Origin of the sequence: Cereibacter sphaeroides 2.4.1 (assembly GCF_000012905.2) — a bacterium.
GTDB lineage: Bacteria > Pseudomonadota > Alphaproteobacteria > Rhodobacterales > Rhodobacteraceae > Cereibacter_A > Cereibacter_A sphaeroides.
In genome coordinates this window covers 37,949-61,053 of sequence record NC_007489.1, presented here as the reverse complement: position 1 = coordinate 61,053, position 23,105 = coordinate 37,949, and the positions used below count along the sequence as shown (strand labels likewise).

Here is a 23,105-nt window from a genome sequence, read left to right as displayed (position 1 = left end):
CCGCGCGCGGGGCGGAAACACGCGGCGAGATTTTTTTCCGGGGGTTTTCGGGCGCGGTCGGCGGGCGCCGATCAGCCCTGCGGCTCGCGGATGCCGCGCAGCCAGCCGATCTCCTTCTCGGCGGCGAGAAGGTCGGCCACGCGGTTCGAGGCATCGAGGGCGGCGATGATGTTTCGGCCGATCTCGCCGAACAGCGCCTCGTCCTCGCTGTCCACCTGCAGCCGCAGGCGGTTTATCACCTCGACGACGGCCTCCAGGTGCTGCCGCGCACGGCCGTTGAGCAGGCGACGGTCGCTGACATGCGGCAGCAGCTCGCCCGCAACGCCGTGAAGCTGGTTGAAGAGGTGGGTCGGCAGCAGCGGCAACAAGGCCAGCGCGTCGCGGGCCGCGGCGATCCCGTCGGCGGCGATTTCTTCGAGACGCTCGAAGTCGCGCGGCGGTTCGTTCCCGGTGAAATGCACGACGCGGTGGTTGTTCTGCGCCGGGATGAGGGTCGGGATGTCCATTGTGATCTCCTGTTGGGGGATGGCGCGGGCACGCAGGCGGGCGCCCGCGCGTCGGTTCAGCGGGTGGCGGGCTTGCGGCGGCGGACGATCTCGACCGTGAAGGGACGCGCCGGCCGGGCGCCCTGCGGACGGCGATCCGCAAGTTCGCGCCGACGCTCGGCCCTCCGGTCCGCGGCGATGTCGGCTTCGGCGTGAAGCCGCGCGCGGACGGCCTGCAGCCGGTCCATCTCGGACTTCGCGAGACGGCCGATCCGGGGCGTCTTCAGGTTCCGGCAGACGGCGAAGCCGGGATTGTCGGGCGACACGGTGATCCGGCGCTGCGCAACGAAGCGCGTCGGTCGATGCAGACCGGCGGCTGCAAGCGCCAGCGGGTCCGAGACGCGCACTTCGTAGCCGCGGTTGCGCCCGCCGGGCACAGTCGTGCCGTAGGCGAGCGTCACGCGCCGCTCGCCGAAGACCGTATCGACCTCGAGGACGAGGCAGGGGCGCGTCTTCGGCAGGCCGCCTTCGACATCGGCGACCGGAAACCGAAAGGCGACGACGTCACCGACGGCGAGCGTCTGGCGCCAGTCCGACGCCGGGGCGGGCAGAGCGACCGGTCCGGAGGAGGGAAGGGGAAAAGCGTCGAGCATGATGACTCCGAGGTTGGGATCTTGACCCCACTGCCGATCCCACTCCCTTGCGGGCGTCCGGATCCGGCGGCGCGTCACCCGACACGCGCCGCTGGACCCGTGATCGCCCGCGCGCCCACAAGGGCGCAGCTGGCCTGAGGGGTGCAGGGGAGGCGGCGAGCCACTTCCCGCCCGGGCAGTCCAGAGCGAGCGGCGCGGCCTCTGGTCCGTCGGAAGACGCCGGTGAGGGTGGGGGGAGAGGCGGCAAGCGCGCTCCTTCCCCGGAAGAGCCCCGAGAGGAGAGGAACGGCTCTCGGGTCTGTCGGAAGGACGCCCGGGGGAGGCCGGAGGGGTGCGGCGAGCGGCCCCTTCCCGGTCCCGCGGAAGGCGCGGGGTCCGGGGCAGCGCCCCGGCGAACGGCGAGTGATACGGGAGGGCCGAAGGCCCGGAGTGTCACTCGGTTAGTGAGTAATGCCCCGACACTTCGGCTGCGCCGGCGTTTCCGGGCCTGACGCGACGGATCCACTTCCCGGCTTCCCCAGCCGGAAGCCCCGCCCGTGTCCGAGAAATGCCCTGTCGTCCTGCGCTTCGCCGCGCTCTTCCCGTCCGATCTCGCCCGCTACGTCCTGCACGAAGAGCGCCGCGGCCGTGGCAGCGAACATTGCGTCACTGAGCGCAAGTACCTCAACCGGCCCAACCTGATCGGCGATGCCGACTGGAGGGAGCGGCTGGAGCTGGAGATCGCCGCCGCCCGCGACGAGAACTTCGCCGAGGAACTGGCGGCTCTGAAGCGGCTGAAGCGGAAGAAGGAGTGGCTGGCGCGCGGCAAGGAGGGTCCGAAGGATCCGTGGAACGCGACCGAGGCCGGCCCGCTCCGCGAGGTGATCCTCACGGTGAACAAGGACTGGTTCGAGACGCCGTCCGACCCGTCGAAGCTGTTCGACACCGCCGAGAAGGAGCGGCGGGAGGCGGACTTCACGGCCCACGCCTGCGAGTGGCTCACGTCGCGCTTCGGCGACATGGTGGTGACGGCCCGTGCCGACCACGACGAGACCGCGCTGCATCTGCACGCCATCATCGTGCCCTGGGTCGAGAAGACCTCCGGCCGCCGCGGCACCCAGCGGCTGATCCAGCCGACCTCGCACCCGCTGATCGCGAGCTACGAGGCGGCGCAGGATGATGTCGGCGCCTTCTTCGCGCCGCTCGGCCTGCGGCGCGGCGAGGCTCGGGCCAGGGCGCGGCGCGAGGCGAAAGGGGCAGCCGAAGCAGCGCGGAAGCGGGTGCGGGACGCCGGCGGATCCGAGGCCGAGGCACAAGCCGCATGGGACAAAGCGATGGAGGCCGCCCCGCAGTGGGTGCAGCACAAGCCCACGCACATCTGGCGCCAAGAAGAGCAGGACCGGCTCGACCGGAAGGACCGGGAGCTGAAGGAGCAGGAGGCGACGCTGGCCGCCAGCGATGCGCAGCTTGCGTCGAAGGCAGACTGGCTCGAAAATCGCGCTGCGACCCTGACCAAACGCGAGACCGCCGTGGCCGATCGCGAAGCGGAGACCGACGCCGCGGCGGCCGTACTGGAAGCCGTGGGAGCCGGACAGGTCGACCCGGAGCGGCTTGACCAGCCAGAGGAACTGGCGCGTCTGGCCGCGGCCGCGCCGGATCTGCACCGCCGGATGACGGCATCACCGGCGAAGGCCGGGCCGATCCGCCAGCGGCTCGCGAACGCCTTCCGCTCCACCCGGCAGCAGGCCCTGCGCGCGGCCGACGCCCTGGTGGCGGAACGTCTCGGCGCGGCAGACCGCCTCGCCGCCGCGGCGGGCGCGCTGCGGGACGCCATGCTCCTGGCCCTGCCGAAGGGCCTGCGCGACAAGATCCTCGCGCACGTGAGCACCGTCAGTCAGGCGTTCGATGACGCCCAGGCGGCGCTGTCCACGCGCGAACGAACCGAGGCGCGGGACACGCGTCGCGACGATGAGAGGTGAAAAAATTCTGCCCGGCCGTTTCCGCCCGCGCCGCAGCGAACCGAGGTTCCTGCTGTGGTTCGCACAAGGAGACACTGACAGAATGAAAGACCTCGAAAACTACAGGAAGCGGCTCGAAGCCGCACGCGCGAAGGCGGACAAGCTCGTCATCGAAATTTCGAACGAAGTGACGCGGCAGGACGAGGCGGCCAAGCGGGAGATCGGGATCACGACGCTTGCGATCCTCCCCAGCCTCCCGGAGGAAGCCCGCCGCCTCTACGTCGACACGATCGCGCCGTCTCTCAGCCCGATCGCCTGGAAGAAGCTGATCGACCTTGGCTATCTTGAGCCGAAGCTCGCCCCCAGTGCCTCCGACGCGGCCCCCGCGCCTGATGCCAACACCGCTCGGCCGGCCAACAGCTTGGCTGATCCTCTGAAACCCGCTACGGGCAACTGATCCCAAAGCACTAGACCCCGCGAACCACACTCACCCGGCGGCGCAGGCACCTGCGCCGCCGTTTCAAATTGGAACTACCGCCTGGAGATTAACCGACACTGGCTGCGTGAGTGAGTTTGTCGCACGGTATCGGTACGACCCAGCGCCTCAGTGCTTCCGTCAAGGCTTCGGCAGTGATAGCAAGAGTTGCGTTGCTGTGGCAGGGCACGACGACATGCGAAGGACAGAGGCGCCGCCATGGAGGCAAGGGCGGTGCGGTAGCATAAGTGGCGCAGGATTGAGCAACCCTGCAGGCACTTAGTCGCTTTGTCCGCTATCGACGAAGTAGGCCGCCTCAACAGATTACGCTGAACCACGGTAGTAGTTGTTATCGAGGATTCACCAACATCACCTCCCATCACAGCCGCAGAAACGCGTAGAGGGGATCTCCCGCGTTTTGGGACTTTCGGCTCTTGATAGTCCGGCCTGAACAGCGGCGAAGTGGTTGATTCAGCGGGGAGAACCCGAGGTTTCTGTCGCCATGGCCTGCAGGATTTCATAGGATTCCAGCCGTAACCCTGCAATTTCGGCCCGCCGCATGAAGCACCGTCCCCGTCCTCCCGAGCAGAACGACCTCTTCCGGCCGCGCCTCGTCGACATGATCGACATGCGCCACGAACTGGTCACGCTGGCGGGGCTGATCGACTGGGAGTTCTTCGAGCGCGAATGGGCGGGCTTCTTCCCGTCCACGACCGGGCGTCCGGCGACCTCGCCCCGTCTCGTGGCAGGGCTGCTCTATCTGCAGCACGCGTTCCGGCTCTCGGACGAGGCGGTGGTCGCCCGCTGGGTCGAGAACCCGTACTACCAGCACTTTACCGGTGAGACCTTCTTTCAGCACGAGCCGCCGATCGATCCACGTCGCTGACCCGCTGGCGGAAGCGGATCGGAGAAGAGGGTGCCGAATGGCTGCTGACGAAGACCATCGAGGCCGGGCGGAAGTCGGGGGTCCTCGAGGACGCAAGCCTGGATGAGGTCGCCATCGATACGGCTGTCATGGAAAAGAACATTGCGCACCCGACGGACTCCCGGCTCTACGAACGCGCACGGGCGCAGTTGGTGGATCTGGCCCGAGACGCCGGGATCGAGCTGCGGCAGAGCTACGCGCGTCTCGCACCGCGTCTGGCGGCGCAGGTCGGTCGCTACGCGCATGCGAAACAGTTCCGGCGCATGCGCAAGGCATTGAGAACGCTCAAGGGTTATACCGGCCGCGTGATGCGGGACATCCGGCGGCAGCTTGACGAGATCCCCGAGGGGCCGCTGCGCGAGCGGGTGCTCGACAAGCTCGTGGTGGTCTCGCGGCTGCTCCACCAGGCGCCGAAGGACCCGGGCAAGATCTACTCGCTCCATGAGCCGGAGGTCGACTGCATCTCGAAGGGAAAGGCTCGGGTGCGCTACGAGTTCGGCACCAAGGTCAGCGTGGCCACCACGCTGAAGGGCGGCTTCGTGGTGGGCACGCGCTCGCTGCCGGGGAACCCTTACGACGGCCACACCCTCGGCGAGGCGCTGGAGCAGGTCGGCATTCTCACCGGCCACCCGCCGGAGCGGGCTGTCGTCGATCGCGGCTACAAGGGTCACGGCGTCCATGGCACCCAGGTCCTGATCAGCGGCACCCGCCGCGGGCTGACCCCGGCGCTGGCGAAGGCGCTCCGACGGCGCAGCAGCATCGAGCCCGAGATCGGTCACATGAAGGCCGACGGTCGCCTTGCCCGCTGCTACCTGAAAGGCACCCTCGGCGACGCCCTCTTCGCCGTCCTCTGCGGCTGCGGCCACAACATCCGCAAGATCCTCGCCCATCTGAGGGCTCTTCTTGCCGCCGTCATCGCCCTCGTACTGGCGATGATCCGACAGAAGCCGCTTCACGGGTGTAGCATCGCCGCCGCCTGATCGCGTTGTTCAGGCTGAACTTGATAGAGCGATACGGCGCGTCCGGCGAACATCTTCTCGGGGCTTTGACCTTTCGGGGGCTGGCGAAGACCAATTCAGCGCCCTGCTACATGCACTTGGCTTCTTTAAGATGGAAAGCCGCCGCCCCCACGGCATCAAGTTCGGCCAAACTTGCCCAAATGCGCGGACCCTGCTTAACATCTGTTGATACTGGATCCAATGCCTCTTGTGCAGGATTGAAGTTGGTATCAGGCATTCTTTATTGCAGTCAACATACGCAAGTACATAAGGACCCTTGAATGACACGCTTCAATCCAGTCAACCGTTTCGCCGGGGGGTACACTCAAAGAGATGCAACAATAGAGTTCTACCTAAGAATTAATGCACTGATCAAACCAGAATTCGAAGTGGTGGATATAGGTGCGGGAAGAGCCGCATGGATGGAGAAAGATCCGGATTGCATCAAGACAAGCCTCAGAACTCTGAAGGGTAAGGTTAAAAGAGTAACCGCGATTGACGTCGATGAGGCTGTTTATCAGAACGCGTCTGCCGATCTCTCTCTCTTAATCGAGAACTGCGTTTTTCCGCTTCCGGATCAAGCCGTCGACCTAGCGATCGCGGACTTTGTGCTCGAGCATGTCGAAGACCCCTGGAAGTTTTGCTCTGAAGTGGACCGCATTCTCAAGCCAGGGGGATTCTTCTGCGCACGGACTCCACACATAACAAACTATATAACAATTATCTCTAATCTTTTGCCTGAGCGGATCCACTCAAGGGCGCTCAAGGTGACGCAACCCCTAAGGGAAGAACAAGACATATTTCCGACATTCCACAGACTTAACACGATGACGAAGATAAAGGGCCATTTTCCAAATTACTCTGATCTATCTTATTTCTACAAAACCGATCCCGCCTATTATGCCGGAAGCCGAATCATTTACAGATCAGCTGAATTACTGCACAGCATACTTCCCGCAGCGATGGTTGGGAGCATGCTGGTTTTTTTGCGCAAATCGCCTACTGCCTGAAGTCAAAGAGCCTTCTTTTGCAACAACGAACAGATAAAAAGGCAGCGTCGCTCGGTGTGGCTACATTATTATTGGGTCAGATCGTCTGGGCGGCATCTCAGGCGGCTGTGTTGCTCGCAACGGCGCACACATCGTCCTATGAAATCATCGGATCGTTTTCAGTTGGCCTGAGCATCTTCGCGCCGCTTTGTCTGCTAACAGGGTTGAATCTTCGGGTAGCGATGGCAGTTTCGGATCCGCCGAAAATATCGCCTTCCACAGCGTTGTTGTTACGAAGCACCACAACTTTAGCATGTTTCATCTTGGCGGGAGCTATCACGTATCTGGTGTCAGCTTCCTCCGAAACGGGAAGATCCGCCATCCTGTTGTTAGCCCTGAGATCCTTCGATCAGATAAGCGATGTGTCTGTGGGATACTTTCAGCAGCGCAATCAGAGATCCAATGTTGGGCGATCTTTCCTCGTTAGAGGCCTTGGCAATCTTGCGCCATTTCTGGTTGCATTCGAGTTAGGGTTTAGCCTCGACGGTGCATTAGTAATCTCACTGCTATCAACCGTGCTAGTGGTGGCATACTTCGATATTTTGCCTGTGACGCGCACTTCCGTCCGGAGTGTAGGACACAATAGGAACTGCATTCGGTCACTTATTAGGTCCACCTGGTCAATCTCAGCATTGCACCCAGTGCTCGATAGTCTGCAGGCAAATATGTTGCGGTACCTATGTCTTATGGCAGCGTCGACGCACTTCATGGGTGTGTTGGCCCTTGCGCAAATGATGTTCGTTCCGTTTCAACTAATTGTAACAGCAACGGGGTATATTACACTCGAGAACTCAAGAAAAGCACGGCAGGCTGGTGATAAGAGCGGTTTGAAGAGATATCTTTTTAGGTCGGCGAGTTTTGGGCTGGTCGCTTCGGTATTGACGGCTCTTACTATTCAATCTCTTCCCTCGCAAATTCTTGACTTGGTTTTCCATGCAGAACCTGATGCTGTGCGCGAAAGCATATTAATGGTGGGGCTGGCAATCTTATTCTGGGCAAGCTGCGGATATCTGAGTCAGGGGCTAATAGTTTCTGATCAGCACACAAGATACTTCTTGGCGCCGCTAATTGGAATAGGATCAAGTGTGCTTTTCTTTGCTGTGGCAAGAGAAGCGCCTATCGATTTTAGCCTATGGATGATTGGAGCGTGCGTTTGTGCAGGATACTTAGTTCGTCTGATCTTTTCCGTCTTATCGGTTCTGCATCTTCATCGTTAGGCTGATAGGCAGGGCAACGTGCCATGGCCATGTCTTCGGGTTCAATCGGAAGTCGGCCAATCAGAACCGGCACATCCAGTTTTGGGGTTGATCTTCGGAAATGAGACAAGGGATTAAGAAGTTGATCCAATATGGTGCCGGCGTAGCCCTACTCCGCCTCTTGCGCCTATCTCGCGCCGTTTTAAATAAAAGTAGAAGCCTACTTGCAACAGGCATAGCCCAAGCACTATGCAAGCACTTTGGCGAGGGCAGTCGCGTTCAGCACAACGTGTGGCTGCAAGATCTAAAACAAATCTCCTTTGGGACCAACTGCATTATCTGCAGCGGAAGCATAGTGGTCTCCGAAAGCGAAAACGGCTTCATGGATATTGGAGATGATGTTTCAATAAACATGAATGTTCGGATCGACTACACCGGCGGTCTGAAGGTCGGCCGCAACGTCGTGATTTCCGAGTCTGCGGTAGTCTACACGCATAGTCACGGATTTGATCCACACTCACCACCGCGGGGTTTCTATAAAGAGATTGGCGACCTCGCTTGGATCGGAGCCCGGGCGATTGTTTTGCCTCAATGTCAACGTATTGGGAAGGGTTCTGTGATTGCTGCTGGCGCAATTGTCTCTAGTGATGTTCCGCCTAACAGCGTTGTAGCTGGAAATCCGGCACGAGTAATAAGGACGCTACAATAGTATGCTTGGTGGGCTGCTTCTCTTCCTAGTTCACGCTATTGGATTGACTTGTGAGGGTCGACGTCCACTTTATAATGCCCCCGTTCGCATAGTTTCTATTTTGAGTTCAGTCACGATCTTGCCGTACTATGCCATTCTGGCCATCGACCCAGACAGATCACGTGTGGCTTATTTGACTTCGTTGCCCGTTCGAGAGGGCCTTTCTAAAGTCTCAGGGTACTACGCAATTTCGCTTTTATTTACGATTTTTGGCATCATTGTTGCTGCCTCATTTAGAGGTAGGCTCCCTTCTTCGTCGGCAGCCTCAGAGGCAAAAACGTCGACACCTGCAACAGTTTTGCTATTATTCGGCTTCTGCGTTGCGCTTGTCATTGTTAAGCTAAGTGCCGCCGGTGGCCTTTTCTACATCATTGGTAATATCGCATCCCGAGCAGAACTTCTCGCGGGAACTGGAGTCTACGACATATTCCTGACGCCCGCGATATTTCTGACGATCCTACATGCAACCAGGGTTCACAGTCAGCGGAGAATGCGTCTCATACTCTTGATCTTCATTGTTTCCTCCTTGTTTGTCCTTCTGGCAGTTTTCGGGGGACGAAAGATCCCGATATTTATTCTGTTGTTTGCTTGGATTGCTTATCAAAAGTACGTCCGCAAGATCCCGTTAATCTCGCTTACGTCTGTAGGTTTAACAGCGTTAATCGTGATCTTCTTCTCTGCGATGCTCGAATGGCGTGTAAACAACCAGACTGGCTCGGCGGGAGATTTTAAAGCGGGCGCCGTATCGACGATCGCTAATCTCAGTTACTTAGACACCTATCTATTCATCACTGACTACTTCGACAATCACCCAAAGTGGCAAGGAAGCTCATTCAAAGATCTTATAGCTAGGTTTATGATCCCGGGGCCTTACGGTAATCCGCCACTTGACGAGGGGGTATACATTCGAACGCTCGCCGAAGGCTATCATGTTGTACCATCTTTGCCTTTCTCCCTCATGTATCCTAGCTCTTGGCCACCGGAGTCGTACGGGAATGGGTACGCGAACTTCGGATTGATCGGAGCGCTGCTGTTCAGCGCAATCAGAGGCATCGTGATCGGAACCGGCTTTGCAATAGCACGAAGTCATGGATTTGGCCCGAAATCGTTTTTCCTCGCGTTGACAACTGCATTCAATTTCCACTTCACTAATCTTCGACTGACGCAGTTGGCGATGGTTCTTTGCGGGTTTGTTGTTATTATTCTGATCGAGCGACTTGGAGCGAGAATCGCAAGGATGCGTATTCGTTGACGCGCTGTAGTCAACTCGGAATGAAGGCCATATACATTCTTTCGCGCTTATAGAACAAAAGCTTGGAAAGGTATGCTCAAGCATTATGGGGGAGCACTTGAAAGTAGCACTTGTAACGGCTCTTCTTTCACCTGCCGCAGGTGGATTAGCTTCGTCTGTTCCATCGCTTGCCCGCGGTTTGACAAGGAAAGGCGTTGATACCCATGTCGTCGGTGTTGAAGATCCAGAAGATCCAGGTGCAGGTTCTCGCTGGGGGCAAAACGTTCACTCACACGTACAACCGTTGCGAACGCCCTTTCGTTATGCTCCGGACATTGGAACTACGTTGGCCAGTCTTAGGCCCGACGTGGTCGACGTCCAAGGTATCTGGACTTATCCATCGCTCGCCAATCTACGGCATCATATAGGGTTTGGCACTCCTTACGTCATTACACCTAGGGGGATGTTGGACCCTTGGGCTAGGGATCACTCGCGCTGGAAGAAGGCGTTGGTGCGCCACCTGTTCGAGGATCAGCATCTAGCAAAGGCCTTCTGCCTCAGAGCGACGGCTACGATGGAAGCTGAGCATCTCCGCTCTTTTGGGCTGCGGAACCCAATTGCTGTTGTACCTAATAGTGTTAGCATACCACCTTTACAAGGCGGCTCGAATCCTCGTCCGGGCATGCGCCGCCTTTTGTTTCTTAGTCGGATTCATCCGAAAAAGGGCCTCCCATATTTGCTTCGCGCTTGGGCTGCAGTAGAGGATGCGCGCCCGGATTGGGAACTCATTATAGCGGGACCAGATGAGCTTAATCACACAAAAGAGATGCAACTTTATGCGCGGAAGCTGAATGTTTCCCGCGTTCGGTGGCTTGGGCCGATTCACGGCGAAGCAAAGAGCTCGCTTTATGCTGGGGCGGATATCTTTATTCTTCCCACTCATGCCGAGAACTTCGGTCTTGTCGTTGCCGAAGCTTTGTCGCACGGTGTACCAGCAATCACCACGCGAAATGCTCCTTGGTCAGGCCTCCGCGAGTATGGGTGTGGCTGGTGGATCGATTTGAACGATCAGACGCTCCGGGCGACTCTACTGCAAGCGACGGAACTGCCTAGGCGAGCGTTGGGAGAAATGGGAAGAAAGGGCCGGGCTTGGATGGAGAAAGATTTTGGCGAAGAAAAACTTGCTTCAAACATGCTTGAGGTCTATTCTTGGGTAGTAAAAGGGGATAACCTTCCAAGTTTCGTTTTAACGTGAGGCATGGGCTGCCGTTCCGCGTTGTTCGGGCTGAACCAGCTAGTGTTCCGAGTCTGACGCTTGTTACCGATTTCCGCGGATTTCATCGAGTTTGTCCAGCGCGCGGCGTTCGCGGGTGAGGATGTCTTGCGCCGATTTGGTCCAGACGAAGGGCTTCGGCTTCTTGTTGTGAAGCAGCAGGTAGTCGTAGATCGCGTTCTCGAGATCGTCGACGCTCTCGTAGCTGCCCCGGCGGATGCGCCGGTTCGTGATCTCGGCGAAGAAGCGTTCGACCAGGTTCATCCACGAGGCGCTGGTGGGCGTGAAGTGCAGCTTGAACCGCGGATGCTTCTCCAGCCACGCCTGCACCTCGGGCGTCTTGTGGGTCGCATGGTTGTCCAGCACCAGATGCACGTCGCGCGGCTTCAGGACGGCGCGGTCGATGCGGCGCAGGAATGCCAGGAACTCCTTCGCCCGGTGGCGCGGCATGCATTCGCCGATGACCATGCCCGATTTCACATCGAGCGCGGCGAACAGCGTGGTCGTGCCGTTCCGCCTGTAATCGTGGGTCATGGTGGTCGCGCGCCCCTTCTTCAGCGGGTGAGGAGGAGCGTGGCCCCGGTGGGGCCGCGTAAGCCGACGAACGGCTGGGTTCGGTCGAGCGCCTGGATCTGAGACTTCTCGTCGACGCAGAGCACCACCGCCCGGTCCGGCGGATCGAGGTAGAGGCCGACGATCTCGGTGACCTTCTCCTCGAACATCGGGTCGTTCGACACCTTGAAACCCTTTGTCAGGTGTGGCTTCAGGCCGGCTTCCGCCCAAATCCGGCCCACGCTCGACGGCGAGATGCCCACGGCTGCGGCCATGCTCGACCGGCTCCAGTGCGTGCCGTCGGCGGCGTCTCCTTCACCGTCTTTGCGATCACCTTGAGGCGCGTTTCCCGAGGCAGCGGAGGCACCCGCGAAGGCCGCGTCTTGTCGCGCTTCAGGCCATCGACGCCTTCGTCGAGATACCGCGCCTGCCAGCGCCAGACCGTCGGCTTCGACGTCCTTGCCCGCCGCATGATCTCGCTGGTGCCGCAGTGGTCGGCTGACGCCAATATGATACCGGCGCGCCAGACGACCTTCCGGGGCGTGTTGGGTCAGTCAGCAGCGCTTCCAGCTGCGCTCGGTCGTCGGGGCCAAGATAAAGGCAGATGTCATCGCGTCTCATGCCCGAACAATGACACATATCACCGAAAACGGGAATCCTCCGTCAGGTGAGGAACACTAGTACTACTAGTACTACACGTCGGCATCCAGTGTGCATCTGGCAAAACCCGAACCGCTTCTCGCGTCGGTACGTGGGCCTGCGCTGGCACCTCTACGATCCTTGACGTCTCCGCGATGGCAACTCCTATGACCCGCGAACAGGCCACTGTGTCGCGCTTGGTTCACGTTAATCCATGGCCCTTGACTACGACCGTGCCATTACGGAAGCCCCCTTCTAAACGACGTGATGTCATCATTTAGTACTGACAGGGCATAATGGCCGGATCCGGCATTGCTGTATATGACCCAGAACGGGTTATTGCCCGGGCGACCACGATATTGAGGTAAATAATGAGCAAAGGCCAACCTGATCTTTCACGCTTTAACAATGACGGTTTTGAGCGTGGCGCGGCCAAATGGCGAGAGGGCCTTTGGACGGTAGTGCAGGCAATTTTCTTCGCGTCTTGGCTTCCTGGCTCAGCAATGCGAAGAAGCGTCCTAAGGTTGTTTGGCGCCTACATTGGAGAAGGTGTTGTTATCAAGCCACGAACGAGAGTGAAGTTTCCTTGGCGACTCCGAGTTGGCGACAACAGTTGGATTGGAGAAGACGTTTGGATTGATAACCTGGCGCCGGTTATAATTGGCTCCAACGTTTGCATTTCCCAAGGCGTTTACCTCTGCACCGGCAGTCACAATTGGAGCTGCGCGACATTTGACCTAATTACGAGCGCAATATCAATCGGTGATGGAGCTTGGGTGGCTGCTCAGTCAACAGTTGGCCCGGGCGTCAGTATCGGCGAGGGTGCAGTGCTTGGGCTCGGTAGCACAGCGACGAAGGATCTCGAACCATGGACTATAAACTGCGGATTGCCGGCTGTTCGCTTGAAAATGCGGAGTATGTTTTAGCTTATTCACCGAACCCGTGCTGCCGGTCGGGTCGTCATTTCGGCGGCGGATGGGGGATTTCCCCTTATCGTCCAGACATTGAAGCTGAGGCGCGCCGAGATCCTCGGGCAGATCAAGGCCTACGAAGCTCAGATCGCGCACGCCAAGCACGACCTCGCCCATGCGAATGCGACCATCGAGCTCTTGGCGGCACCAGAGCGGCAGCGGGCGCGCTACAGACACCTCGGCCCGCGTCAGCCACGAGACCATCCACGCCGCGTTCTACGCGCAGCCGCGAGGTGGGCTGAAGGCCGCAATGATCAAGGCCCCGCGTCAGGCAAACCCGCTCGCGGATGCCGCCGCACGACACGGGCGGGCAGCGCGATGGTTTCGGAATCGCTGCGGATCATCAACCTGCCGGAGGAGATCGAGGCACGGATCGTGTCCGTCCACTAGGAGGGATGAATCGACCCAGTGAGAACCTGCTCATGCTACAAGGAGTAAGGTAGCGATGAGTGTGACGATGGACGACCCGATCAAGCGGTGGACGGCGAAGCGCAAGACGGCGCTCGTGGTAGAGATCATCCAGGGGAAGACGACATTGGTCGAGGCCGGTGCAGCACCTCCGGTTCGCCGATTGTAAGGGGAGTAGATTTCAGTATTATCTTGCCCCTGATACAACCGCCGTCTAACCTTAGAAGATGGATTTGTTCTCTCTGGCGCGGAAGTGAGAACGTGAAATCCGTGAAGCGGGCGGAGTGCGCTGAGGGACGCTGGGCAGAGATGGCGTGTTGGTAGCGTGGTTCTGGGTCAGCCCAAAAGGCTGAGAGCCTCATGTCGACACATTCGCGGATTGTTGACCTTTTTGTCGCGTTTGCCGAAATTGCGATAGAAATTGCCGTTTCATCGAACGGGCCGCAAAGCCGATGCGGGCGCTCGATTTCGGGGTAACCGTCTTCTCTGTTCCATGCGAGGCGCCATCCGCGCCCATCCGGGCAAAGAGCTTGTTGAGACGATATAGGTGAAGATGATCGTCGCATGGGCGACAAGAATGAAGGGGAGGAGGCCCGAATCTGCAAGGCTACCGAGCAGTGGATTGTTTTCCCGCGGCACGGGCAGTATTCTTCGGCTGCGCCACCTCGATCAGTTTCCGTCGGGCTTTGATCATGTCGAGGATTTGGCTCTGTCCTTGCCGACGAGGCTCACGCCACCGCCGCATCGTCCGCATCTGTCCTGGTGAGGTTTTCTGTCGCACTACGTTGGAGATGTCTTTTGCAACTTTGGATCGTATTTCGATCCGGACTGGATTGTGATTTGGCTTTGACCGGGATTTGTCGGCGGCCTTGCTGATTTGCGGGCGGGTCTGCGGCTCCCCTGGGGCCTCCGAATGGCCGCGGAGGCCCCGCTCATCCGGGGATGAACAGCCGGGCCCGGGGGCCGAGGCGGGAACGGAGAATGGGACATGCCGGGAGTGGCGCGCCGAACGATCCTGGCCCTGACGAGCAGTCTCGCCCTGCTGTCGGGCTGCTCGGAGGGGCATGTGCGGTTTCCGGTGACGGAGAGGGCGCAGGCGTCGCTGCCTTCGGACGTGCAGGTGATCCGGCTCGATGCGTCGAACATTTCGAGCTTCGAGCGGCCGGCCGAGCCGCACCGGGCGACGGCTCTTCCGAAGGTGGGGAGGTGGGCCTACCGGATCGGGAGCGGGGATCTGCTCGGCATCGTCGTCTTCGATCACCCAGAACTGACGATGCCGGCCGGGCCGGAGGCGAAGGCCGGGGAGAACAGCTTCCGGGTGCAGGCGGACGGCACGATCGTCTATCCCTATGTGGGCTCGATCCGGGCGGAGGGCCGGGGGCCGGAGGAGGTGCGCGAGGAGCTGCGGGAGCGGCTGGCGGCCTTCGTTCCGGATCCCCAGGTGGATGTGCGGGTGCTGGGGTTCCAGTCGCAGGCGGTGAGCGTGACGGGGGAGGTGGAGACCCCGAACCGCCAGCCGCTCACGACGGTGGCGCTGACGCTGCTCGATGCGATCAACGCGGCGGGGGGGCTGACGGAGACTGCGGACACGCGCCGCGTGACGGTGCGGCGGGGCGGCCAGTCCTACCGGGTGGATCTGGACGGATTTCTGAGTGCGGGCCTTGGGCAGAACAACCCCGTGCTGCGGCCCGGAGACATTGTGACGGTTCCCCGGCGACGGGCGGAGGAGGCCTATCTTCTGGGCGAGATCGTGAAGCCTGCGGCGGTGGATCTCTCGCTCGAGCCGCTCACCCTGACCCAGGCTCTGACCCGTCAGGGCGGGATCCTCGAGCGTCGGGCGGATGCACGCGGGGTCTTTGTCTTCCGCGGCAAGGGCGGGACGGGGATGACGGTGTTCCAGCTCGATGCCCGCTCGCCCACGGCGCTGCTTCTGGGCACGCGGTTCCTGCTGCAGCCGAGCGACGTGGTCTATGTCACACGGGCGCCGCTCAGCCGGTGGAACGACACGATCAGCGACCTGCTGCCGACGGTGGGGGCTGCGGGGAGTGTCGACCGTCTGGGTGCGAACTGACCGGTGAGGATGGCATCGATCCTCGTCGTCTGCGTGGGCAACCTGTGCCGGTCGCCCGCGGGCGAGCGTCTGTTGCAGGCCCGTCTGCCGGAGCTGCGGATCGCGTCGGCGGGTCTGGCGGCGGTGACCGGCAGCCCGGCGGATCCGCAGGCTCTGGCGGTGGCCGCGGCGCGGGGGGTCTCGCTCGAGGGGCATGTGGCGCGGCAGTTCACCTCGGCGCTGGGGACCGGCTTCGATCTCATCCTGGTGATGGAGCCCCACCACCGTCAGCAGATCGGGCGGGGCGCGCCGCAGCTCTTCGGACGGACGCTGCTCTTTGACCGCTGGACGGGGAACACGGGGATCCCCGATCCCTACGGCCGCTCGACGGAGTTCCACGAGGCGACATTTGTACGACTGTCTGCGGCGGCCGATGCCTGGGCGCAGCGGCTGCGCGAGAGGATCGAGGAATGATGGCAGAGAGACCGCAGCCGGTCGCGGCTCCCGAAGAGGACGAGATCGACCTCGGCCAGCTCCTGGGCCAGATCTGGCACGGCAAGCTCTGGATCGGGAGCGCCACGCTGGCGGCGGGGATGCTGGGGCTGGCGTGGCTGGCGAACACGGCGCCGACCTACCGGGCGGATACGCTGCTGCAGCTCGAGGAGAAGGCCTCTCCGCTTGCACTGCCGACGGCACTTTCGGAGTTGGCCGGAGGCGAGGCGCGCAGCGCGACGGAGGTGGAGATCCTGCGTTCTCGCCTTGTGCTGGGGGAGGCGGTGGCGGCGTTTCACCTGGACTGGGAGGCGAAGCCGCTACGGGCGCCGCTGGTGGGGCAGGCGGTGGCCTCAGGCGTGCTCCCACTGCCGGAGGTGGAGGGCTTGATCCGCTACGACCGGGGCGACAGCCGGATCCGGCTCGACCTGCTCGAGGTGCCACCCGAATGGGTCGAAGAGCCGATCCTCCTGACGGCGATGGGGGAGGGGCAGTTCGCGCTCCTGCTGCCCGACGGGCGCGAGGAGACGGGGGAGGTCGGACGCCCGCTTGCCGTTCCGGACCGGGGCTTCGGGCTCAGGATCGGGGCGCTGGAGGGCGTACGGGGCCGCCAGTTCGTGATCCGGCAGCTCGACGAGACCGGGGCGATCGGGGCTCTGCGCGACCGGCTCACGGTGGCCGAACGTGGCAAGCAATCCTCCATCCTCGAGGTGGGGCTGACGGGCCGGGACCCGGCGGAAGTGCAGCGGACGCTCGGCGGCATCGCCGAGGCCTATCTGCGCCAGAACATGACCCGGAGCGCGGCCGAGGCGGAAAGCAGTCTCGAGTTCATCGAGGGCCAGCTGCCCGAGGCGCAGAAGGCGGTCCGGGCGGCGGAGGACCGGCTGAACGCCTACCGCCAGGCCCAGCAGGCGATCGACCTCGGCTTCGAGGGCCAGAGCCTGCTGACCCAGATCAGCGCGATCGAGACCGAGCTGCGCCAGCTGGCCGATCAGGAGGAGGAGATCGCCAACCGCTACACGTCGAACCACCCGACCTACCAGCGGCTTCTGGCGATGCGGGGGCGGCTCGAGGAGCGGCTGGCGGCACTGCGCAAGGAGGTGTCGAATCTGCCGGAGACCCAGCGCGAGGTCTTCAACTTCACCCGCGATCTGGAGGTGGCGCAGGAGGTCTATCTGCAGCTGCTGAACCGCGCCCAGGAACTGCGCGTGGTGAAGGCCAGCACTATCGGCAATGTCCGCATCGTCGACGGGGCCCGCACGGCGCCTGAGCCGGTTGCGCCCCGGCGCGGTCGCACGCTCGCGTTGGCGCTGCTTCTGGGGGCGCTCTCGGGCACCGGCCTCGTGCTGGGGCGGGCCTGGCTGCGCCGCAGCGTCCGGGGCCCGGAGGAGCTCGACCGGCTCGGCTTGCCGGTATTTGCCACGGTCCTGTTTGCGCCGGCGGCGGTGGGGAACCGGAAGGGCCGGGGGCTGCTGCCGATCCTCGCGCTGTCGGATCCGAACTCCGCGACGGTGGAGGGGATCCGGTCGCTGCGCACGAGCCTGCATTTCGGGATGCTCGACGCGGGCAGCCGGTCGATCGCGCTCACCTCCTCGGCGCCTGCCGCCGGCAAGTCCTTCACCTCCGTCAATCTCGCGGTGGTGGCGGCACAGGCCGGCCAGAGCGTCTGCCTGATCGATGCCGACCTGCGGCGGGGCCATCTGCGGCGCTATTTCGCGGTGGCGAAGGGCACGCCCGGCCTTGCCGAATATCTGGCGGGCGAGGCGGAGCTCGATGAGCTGCTGCGGCCGGGGCCGGTGGAGGGGCTGGCTTTCCTCTCGACGGGCCAGCTTCCGCCCAACCCCTCGGAGCTGCTGATGCGCCCGCGCCTTGCAGAGCTCGTGGCCGAGCTCGACCGCCGCTTCGATCTGAGCATCTTCGACGCGCCTCCCGTGCTGGCCGTCACCGACCCTGTGGTGATCGGCCGGGCGGTCGGCGCCACCATCGCCGTCGTCCGTCACGACGTCACCGGCCTGGGCGAGGTGGAGGCCCTCATCCGCCAGCTGCAGGGGGCCGGCGTGAAGCCGGCCGGTGCGGTGCTCAACGCCTATCGCCCCCAACGCGGGTCGGGCCGGTACGGCTATGGATACGGCTATCGCTACCGCTACGACACCGGATACCGCCCGCAGTCGGGAGACTAGAGAGCCCGCTGCCGATTTGGCGGTTTGGCGCTGACGTCTCCACCCGCTCTCTCCAGGGAACCCTTCTCTCTCCGCTCAGGATCGGGAGAAAAGCAAAGCGGCAAAGCGGCCAAACCGCCGCCGCCTCCCGGGCCGGATCCTCATGCCGTGCGGTTGAGGGCGGCCGCGTCCCGTCTTCCCACATCGTGCCAGAGCCCCGGCGCTCGAGGGCCTCGGTCGGAGGGGAACGGACAAGGCGACGGGAATGGCTTCGATCAGATCCCGCAAGGGGGGATCGCAGGTTACTCGTTCTCGCGCTCTGGTCTGATCCCTCGCAGGAGGGTGGAGGACCGGCATCCCCGGATCACGGATACTGGCCTCTCTCGCGACGACGCTGAAGCCGGGCAGGCCCGCACTCGGATGAAACAGTTTCGACCCGCTGCCGTTCGCGGCGGGCCGGCGACTGTGGGGCCTCTGCAGGAGCTACCCGCGGCCGATGTCGTTCAGGATGACGTGCCCGCGGCCCGACATGCAGCGATCGACGACGCGACGCGGTCCGTAGGTCACGAGGTCATGGGTATAGTCTCCGGAACCGGCCCCGGCGGCAGCACCAGCAACAGCTCCCGCGGCCACATAGTCGCCCTGGTAGCCGGTATTATGCCCCACGGCCGCGCCAAGAACCACTCCGGTGAGGATGCCGATGGCCATCTGTTTTCCGAGTTCCTTCTCCTGCCGGGCCTTGTAGTCCGCCTCGAGGTTCAGGGCGATGCCCCGACACGCGGCCAGGTCCTTTTCGTACTTCTGGGCGTTCGTCTTTTCCGGATCCACGACCGGACGATAATCCTCCAGCTTCTGCACCGGCTCGCAGGCAGCCAGTGCAAGAGCGGCTGCGATGCCAATCAAAGTCAGGTTTTTCATCTAGTTTCTCAATCCCGTGGGCGCTCTCGACGCCAAGCCTGCCTTCGGACCGAGCACGTATTGCGCGCAATGCGTTAAAATCGGTTCGAGAGTTTCTGGCTTGGCTGCAATCCGAGCCTATCCCATGCCGAGATCGCTGCAGATGCGGCATTCCGGACCGACCGGGCCTCTCGAACCAGCGCCTTTTTACGGGGCCGCCGCGCATACCCACACACCTGAAGTGCCGCTGCGGCGTCCAGATGCCGGGGCGATGGCCGACGTAAATCATCGCCCGCACCCAAGCCTTTCGAGCTTCCCGTCTCAGGAAGGTGGCGGGATCTGGCCACTCGACGCTCGTGAACTTGCCCGAGTTGCCCGTCCGAGCCAGATTACAGATTGACATACTTCAGCGCGGAAGGCCGATCCTGCGAAAGGCAGCCGCCTTTTTTTGCAATAATGTTGTCAGGTTTGATGTTATGCGTGGTTCTTGTGATGTGCATTGGTCCGGACAGCGGCCTCCGCAGCGCCTGGAAGGCCTTCAGGCGTGCCGGATGATCGCAGCCATCGGCGTGGTGCTGTTTCACGCCAACAATTTCGTCCTCCCGCTGCGGCTCTACGACGGAGCGATGGTGTGGCGCGGCTTCGGGATGGGCTATGCGGGCGTCGAATTCTTCTTCGTCCTCTCGGGCTTCATCATTGCGCATATCCATGCCGCCGACTTCAGCAGGCCGGAGCGGGCGCGCCGCTTCCTGCGCAAGCGCTTTCTGCGGATCTATCCGCCCTACTGGATCGTGCTGAGCGGGCTTGTTCTGCTCTATGCCGCAGCAGACGGATTGGTCGATGAGGACCGCCTCGCCCCCTCGGCCCTTCTGCGGGATTTTCTGCTGCTTCCCGCTCCGCAGGGCCCCCTCCTTCCGGTGGCTTGGACACTCAAGCACGAGATCCTGTTCTACATGCTCTTCCTGCTGTTCATCATCGCCTTCGAGATCGGCCTCGGCCTCTTCACGATCTGGATGATCGGCACCCTCGTGCAGATGGTGAGCCCCTCCTCCTGGTATCCCATGGAATTTCTGTTCTCGCCCTACAACGTGCTCTTCGTGATCGGAGTACTGGTTGCCGGATGCTACCGCCGGCTGCCGGCAGGCGGGACCTGGCCGCTGATCATTGCCGGGAGCACGGGGTTCCTGCTCGTCGGGCTGAGCGAGCAGTACCTGGTCGTCTGGCCGCTGCCGCTGCGATGCCTGGCTTACGGAATAGTGGCCGCAGCCGTGATCGCGGCACTTGCGCGAGCCCGGACAACCGCTCCGGCCTGGTGCGTGTTTCTCGGAAACGCTTCCTACGCCATCTACCTCATCCACCTGCCCGCGATGAACATCCTGGCGGTTCCGATGGCAATGCTGGGACTGCAGGTGTGGATGCCGCCCCTTGCCACGCTCTTCCTTCTGACCGCCTTCGCCGTCGTGCTGGGCGCCCTTTTCCATCAGATGGTGGAACGCAGGCTGCTGGCTGCCCTCTCGGCGCCAAGGCGAAAAGGCCTGTAGCCGCACCGGGAGCGCCGTCACAGGCCTGTCAGGAGGTGCGCTCCTTGTCGAGAAGCTCCACGATCCGCAGCGTCGCCTCGATCCCTATGTCCCCGTCCACGCGCAGATGCGTCATCCGACGGTCTCCGGCGGAAGGCGGAGACCGAATTCAGGGCTGAATTTTCCAACCCAGCGGACACTTCGGGAAATGGGCTAAAATCGGTTCGAGAATTTCTGGCGTAGCTGCAATCCGAGTCTATCTCGTGCCGAGATCGCTGCAGATGCCCATTTCGGGCCGACCGGGCCTCTCTTGCGCAATTCTGGCTCTGGAACTGGCGCCCGTTCTGCTTGCCGGAAGGGCCGCTGCTGCGTCCGGATGCCGGGGCGATGACCGATACAGCATCACGGTTCCGGATTGTCTGAGGCGCGTTGCGCTTTTGCGTCGTATCCGCCTGGGATAAAAGGGCAGGTGACCGGCGCCGCATTGATGTGGTGGTGATTCCGGTTGCGCCAGTTTGTACGGTGAGTTTTGCAGGAGCCATGAATGACGAATGTTTCGAACTCTTATCTGGCGTGGCTTGAGCAGGAGATCAATGTCGCGGAGGGAATTGCCATCGCTGTCGAGAACGGCATGTTATGGTTCGGAGCGGAGGTGCGCCCCGATGAGGAGACCAAGGCGGCCATCATCGAAGAATATCGACTGAAGGCTTCAGCGCTCCGGGAAATCCTGGAACGCAAGCGCCACCGCCACATGCTCTGATGCCCCAGTTGGGCCACCCGATTGAGGCGGCCGCAGGACTGCGTGGGCCTCCCGCGCACCCTGCGACCTGACCTCTGGCGGCCGCGGGGCGAGCGGCTCCATAGGCTGACGGCAGCATAACAAGCACCATGGGGCGAGTTGACGTAGCAATTCGGTGATCAGTGCCCCAGGCGCCTACCTCAGTCGCATAGGGGCTTCCCACAATCGCCATGCGTTCCGCATGTGTGCTGAGCGGGCATATTCATCGATCCCGCGGCGGCCCGTGCCGGTCGGGCCTGGACTGGCCGGAGGAGTGACGGCCGCAGGGTGTCCACGTAACCACGGATCCTGCGGCCTGACCGTCCGAGGTGGTTAGGGGTCACCTCGGCGGCTGCCGGAAGCGTAGCATCTGCCTTCTGCCGGGAGCCGCGCCATTATCGGAAAAAGGATGGGTGATGCTGGGTCGCCCAGCCCGGCCGCGCGACGGTTCGGCGGCGACCGGTTTCATGACATGAGCAGCGACCTGCGCTCGACCAGTTCAAGGCGCACAAGTCGTGCCTGATCAGCGGGCAAGTCCCCTCGACGCAATGCCACCGTCATTCTGCGGCGACCGCCATGATGGAGTAGTGCGGGGTTCCGTCCCAGACGAGATCCCAGGATGCCCCCGGACGGACGTTCTGGATGGCGCGCGGGTCGAAGCAGACCAGGCAGTTCCCTCCGGGTGCCGGGGCCCGCACCGATGGGTAGATGAGCCCGCGGGATCCGGCCCGGCGCAGATGCTGGGCGAGGCTCTGGCCTTCCGGATAGCCGACAGCCGGATCCGGATGCAGCACCGGATGACCCGGCTCATCGGTGAGGTCGTCAAAGACCCCGATGAAATCTGCCAGCAGTTCCACATAGCGGGCGCTGTCAGTGAAGCTGCCCATGAAGCCCAGTTCCCGCGTCCGGTGCCAAGCCACTTCACTGACGGAGACCATCACGTCCCATGCGCAGTACCAGGCCCCGCGCTCCTCGGTGTTGAAGCGGTTTCCGCCGGTTCGCGTGTAGGTGAAGGCCGCGTTGACATGACTGTTGCCGTAGATGCGCAGATCACGGCTGCGCCGCTGCCAGGCAAGCTCCCGCGGGTCCAGATGCGGGTTGCGGCCCCGCTCGGCCAGGAGGCGGCCGCTGGTCAGGCCTTCGATCTGGGCCAGGATATCCAACTCATCATCGGTATCGACGAGACCGCGCAGGGCAGGCGGCTTGTGGTAAGTGGCGGGCAGGAGGCGCACGAGAGCGCGATCGGAAATGTCCGTCTGCCTCATGCCCCACCGCGCAAGGCGTCAAGATAGGTCCGCACCGCGAGGATCTGCGGCAGCCCGCCTTCGATGGCGGTGTCTACTGGACGGCTGCCACCGAACAGCGGCCCGGTATTTGGGGTGATGAACCAGCATCTGGCGAGGGGTTCGGAGAAGTAGAGTTCGAGCGACTTGTAGATGCCGATCACGGCACTCAGCCGAAGGAGTTGATCCTTGGTCAGTTCTCCTGCGAAATCCGGCTTCCTGGCGCGCTTCCATGTGCTTTCCGACATGTCGGCGAGGCCGGCCGCTTCCTTCAGGCTGAGGCCCCAGGCCTGGGCAATGCGGGCATAGGCTTTCAACGCCACGGCGTTGATCTGGGCAGGTTCCCGGATTTTCTCTGCAACGTGCATATCGGCCTCCATTGCTCT

18 protein-coding genes and 4 pseudogenes are annotated in these 23,105 nt (G+C 62.2%); 15 read left to right on the top strand and 7 right to left on the bottom strand.

Going from position 1 to position 23,105, the window contains the following annotated elements; all coding sequences use genetic code 11:
• Positions 1 to 71 precede the first annotated feature (71 nt).
• Both RSP_RS20620 and RSP_RS20615 read right to left on the bottom strand, forming a co-directional pair.
• Positions 72 to 506, bottom strand: coding sequence for a hypothetical protein (locus RSP_RS20620; protein WP_011331381.1), 435 nt, complete (start codon positions 504 to 506; stop codon positions 72 to 74).
• A 56-nt stretch (positions 507 to 562) separates the two neighbouring features.
• Positions 563 to 1,138, bottom strand: coding sequence for a type II toxin-antitoxin system PemK/MazF family toxin (locus RSP_RS20615; RefSeq protein ID WP_011331380.1), 576 nt, complete (start codon positions 1,136 to 1,138; stop codon positions 563 to 565).
• 536 nt (positions 1,139 to 1,674) lie between these two features.
• On the opposite strand from RSP_RS20615, the gene RSP_RS20610 reads away from it, so the two are divergent.
• The 4 genes and pseudogenes from RSP_RS20610 to RSP_RS20595 all read left to right on the top strand — a co-directional run bounded on the left by RSP_RS20610 (position 1,675) and on the right by RSP_RS20595 (position 6,483).
• A complete protein-coding gene (locus RSP_RS20610; protein WP_011331379.1) occupies positions 1,675 to 3,096 on the top strand; it encodes a hypothetical protein in 1,422 nt (473 codons plus the stop codon).
• Positions 3,097 to 3,178: 82 nt separating this feature from the next.
• Complete coding sequence (locus RSP_RS20605) at positions 3,179 to 3,532, top strand: glycoside hydrolase (protein WP_011331378.1); 354 nt, start codon at positions 3,179 to 3,181, stop codon at positions 3,530 to 3,532.
• A gap of 577 nt (positions 3,533 to 4,109) precedes the next feature.
• A pseudogene (locus RSP_RS20600) lies at positions 4,110 to 5,455 on the top strand (IS5 family transposase).
• 299 nt (positions 5,456 to 5,754) lie between these two features.
• Positions 5,755 to 6,483 carry a class I SAM-dependent methyltransferase gene (locus RSP_RS20595; protein WP_011331377.1) on the top strand — a complete coding sequence of 243 codons (729 nt, stop codon included), beginning with the start codon at positions 5,755 to 5,757 and terminating at the stop codon, positions 6,481 to 6,483.
• A 136-nt stretch (positions 6,484 to 6,619) separates the two neighbouring features.
• Here the strand turns inward: RSP_RS20595 and RSP_RS20590 are convergent, their stop codons facing one another.
• Positions 6,620 to 6,844, bottom strand: coding sequence for a hypothetical protein (locus RSP_RS20590; protein ID WP_160384192.1), 225 nt, complete (start codon positions 6,842 to 6,844; stop codon positions 6,620 to 6,622).
• 385 nt (positions 6,845 to 7,229) lie between these two features.
• Here RSP_RS20590 and RSP_RS20585 point away from each other — a divergent pair, with 385 nt between their 5' ends.
• The 3 genes from RSP_RS20585 (at position 7,230) to RSP_RS20575 (ending at position 10,952) form a co-directional block, all read left to right on the top strand.
• On the top strand, positions 7,230 to 7,739 hold the full coding sequence (locus RSP_RS20585; protein WP_160384191.1) for a hypothetical protein: 510 nt from the start codon (positions 7,230 to 7,232) through the stop codon (positions 7,737 to 7,739).
• An 806-nt stretch (positions 7,740 to 8,545) separates the two neighbouring features.
• Entirely contained in the window at positions 8,546 to 9,718 is a 1,173-nt protein-coding gene (locus RSP_RS20580) for a hypothetical protein (protein ID WP_162129772.1), read from the top strand.
• Between the two features lie 85 nt (positions 9,719 to 9,803).
• A complete protein-coding gene (locus tag RSP_RS20575; RefSeq protein ID WP_227590683.1) occupies positions 9,804 to 10,952 on the top strand; it encodes a glycosyltransferase in 1,149 nt (382 codons plus the stop codon).
• A gap of 63 nt (positions 10,953 to 11,015) precedes the next feature.
• Here RSP_RS20575 and RSP_RS20570 read toward each other — a convergent pair.
• Positions 11,016 to 12,143: pseudogene (locus tag RSP_RS20570) on the bottom strand (IS630 family transposase).
• A gap of 389 nt (positions 12,144 to 12,532) precedes the next feature.
• On the opposite strand from RSP_RS20570, the gene RSP_RS20565 reads away from it, so the two are divergent.
• From RSP_RS20565 to RSP_RS20545, 6 genes and pseudogenes are all read left to right on the top strand, one after another.
• Positions 12,533 to 13,087, top strand: a complete 555-nt coding sequence (locus RSP_RS20565; protein WP_011331372.1) for a putative colanic acid biosynthesis acetyltransferase — start codon at positions 12,533 to 12,535, stop codon at positions 13,085 to 13,087.
• A 217-nt stretch (positions 13,088 to 13,304) separates the two neighbouring features.
• Positions 13,305 to 13,519: pseudogene (locus tag RSP_RS22820) on the top strand (IS30 family transposase); the annotation flags it as partial.
• A 58-nt stretch (positions 13,520 to 13,577) separates the two neighbouring features.
• Positions 13,578 to 13,679 (top strand): annotated as a pseudogene (locus RSP_RS20560) (DUF1153 domain-containing protein); the annotation flags it as partial.
• Positions 13,680 to 14,528: 849 nt separating this feature from the next.
• Positions 14,529 to 15,611 carry a polysaccharide biosynthesis/export family protein gene (locus tag RSP_RS20555; RefSeq protein WP_011331371.1) on the top strand — a complete coding sequence of 361 codons (1,083 nt, stop codon included), beginning with the start codon at positions 14,529 to 14,531 and terminating at the stop codon, positions 15,609 to 15,611.
• Between the two features lie 9 nt (positions 15,612 to 15,620).
• Positions 15,621 to 16,064, top strand: coding sequence for an arsenate reductase/protein-tyrosine-phosphatase family protein (locus RSP_RS20550; protein WP_017140467.1), 444 nt, complete (start codon positions 15,621 to 15,623; stop codon positions 16,062 to 16,064).
• Entirely contained in the window at positions 16,061 to 18,262 is a 2,202-nt protein-coding gene (locus RSP_RS20545) for a polysaccharide biosynthesis tyrosine autokinase (RefSeq protein WP_011331369.1), read from the top strand. The genes RSP_RS20550 and RSP_RS20545 overlap by 4 nt, the downstream gene beginning before the upstream one ends.
• A gap of 462 nt (positions 18,263 to 18,724) precedes the next feature.
• Here the strand turns inward: RSP_RS20545 and RSP_RS20540 are convergent, their stop codons facing one another.
• Entirely contained in the window at positions 18,725 to 19,159 is a 435-nt protein-coding gene (locus RSP_RS20540) for a glycine zipper family protein (protein ID WP_011331368.1), read from the bottom strand.
• Positions 19,160 to 19,614: 455 nt separating this feature from the next.
• Between RSP_RS20540 and RSP_RS20535 the strand changes: the two genes are divergently transcribed.
• Together RSP_RS20535 and RSP_RS20530 are read left to right on the top strand one after the other, a co-directional pair.
• The gene (locus tag RSP_RS20535; RefSeq protein ID WP_011331367.1) at positions 19,615 to 20,679 is read left to right on the top strand and encodes an acyltransferase family protein; all 1,065 of its coding nucleotides are present in this window, start codon (positions 19,615 to 19,617) and stop codon (positions 20,677 to 20,679) included.
• A 523-nt stretch (positions 20,680 to 21,202) separates the two neighbouring features.
• Complete coding sequence (locus RSP_RS20530) at positions 21,203 to 21,418, top strand: hypothetical protein (protein ID WP_017140469.1); 216 nt, start codon at positions 21,203 to 21,205, stop codon at positions 21,416 to 21,418.
• A gap of 575 nt (positions 21,419 to 21,993) precedes the next feature.
• Here the strand turns inward: RSP_RS20530 and RSP_RS20525 are convergent.
• Entirely contained in the window at positions 21,994 to 22,701 is a 708-nt protein-coding gene (locus RSP_RS20525; RefSeq protein ID WP_011331366.1) for an RES family NAD+ phosphorylase, read from the bottom strand.
• A complete protein-coding gene (locus tag RSP_RS20520; protein ID WP_030002945.1) occupies positions 22,698 to 23,099 on the bottom strand; it encodes an MbcA/ParS/Xre antitoxin family protein in 402 nt (133 codons plus the stop codon). The genes RSP_RS20525 and RSP_RS20520 overlap by 4 nt, the downstream gene beginning before the upstream one ends.
• Positions 23,100 to 23,105 lie beyond the last annotated feature (6 nt).

Coding starts and splice junctions, on each gene's coding strand:
- RSP_RS20620 (WP_011331381.1), bottom strand. CDS start 506: ATGGACATCCCGACCCTCATCCCGGCGCAGAACAACCACCGCGTCGTG.
- RSP_RS20545 (WP_011331369.1), top strand. CDS start 16,061: ATGATGGCAGAGAGACCGCAGCCGGTCGCGGCTCCCGAAGAGGACGAG.
- RSP_RS20535 (WP_011331367.1), top strand. CDS start 19,615: ATGCGTGGTTCTTGTGATGTGCATTGGTCCGGACAGCGGCCTCCGCAG.
- RSP_RS20595 (WP_011331377.1), top strand. CDS start 5,755: ATGACACGCTTCAATCCAGTCAACCGTTTCGCCGGGGGGTACACTCAA.
- RSP_RS20520 (WP_030002945.1), bottom strand. CDS start 23,099: ATGGAGGCCGATATGCACGTTGCAGAGAAAATCCGGGAACCTGCCCAG.
- RSP_RS20590 (WP_160384192.1), bottom strand. CDS start 6,844: ATGGCGGATCTTCCCGTTTCGGAGGAAGCTGACACCAGATACGTGATA.
- RSP_RS20605 (WP_011331378.1), top strand. CDS start 3,179: ATGAAAGACCTCGAAAACTACAGGAAGCGGCTCGAAGCCGCACGCGCG.
- RSP_RS20550 (WP_017140467.1), top strand. CDS start 15,621: ATGGCATCGATCCTCGTCGTCTGCGTGGGCAACCTGTGCCGGTCGCCC.
- RSP_RS20540 (WP_011331368.1), bottom strand. CDS start 19,159: ATGAAAAACCTGACTTTGATTGGCATCGCAGCCGCTCTTGCACTGGCT.
- RSP_RS20585 (WP_160384191.1), top strand. CDS start 7,230: ATGGGTGTGTTGGCCCTTGCGCAAATGATGTTCGTTCCGTTTCAACTA.
- RSP_RS20555 (WP_011331371.1), top strand. CDS start 14,529: ATGCCGGGAGTGGCGCGCCGAACGATCCTGGCCCTGACGAGCAGTCTC.
- RSP_RS20575 (WP_227590683.1), top strand. CDS start 9,804: ATGGGGGAGCACTTGAAAGTAGCACTTGTAACGGCTCTTCTTTCACCT.
- RSP_RS20615 (WP_011331380.1), bottom strand. CDS start 1,138: ATGCTCGACGCTTTTCCCCTTCCCTCCTCCGGACCGGTCGCTCTGCCC.
- RSP_RS20565 (WP_011331372.1), top strand. CDS start 12,533: ATGAGCAAAGGCCAACCTGATCTTTCACGCTTTAACAATGACGGTTTT.
- RSP_RS20530 (WP_017140469.1), top strand. CDS start 21,203: ATGACGAATGTTTCGAACTCTTATCTGGCGTGGCTTGAGCAGGAGATC.
- RSP_RS20525 (WP_011331366.1), bottom strand. CDS start 22,701: ATGAGGCAGACGGACATTTCCGATCGCGCTCTCGTGCGCCTCCTGCCC.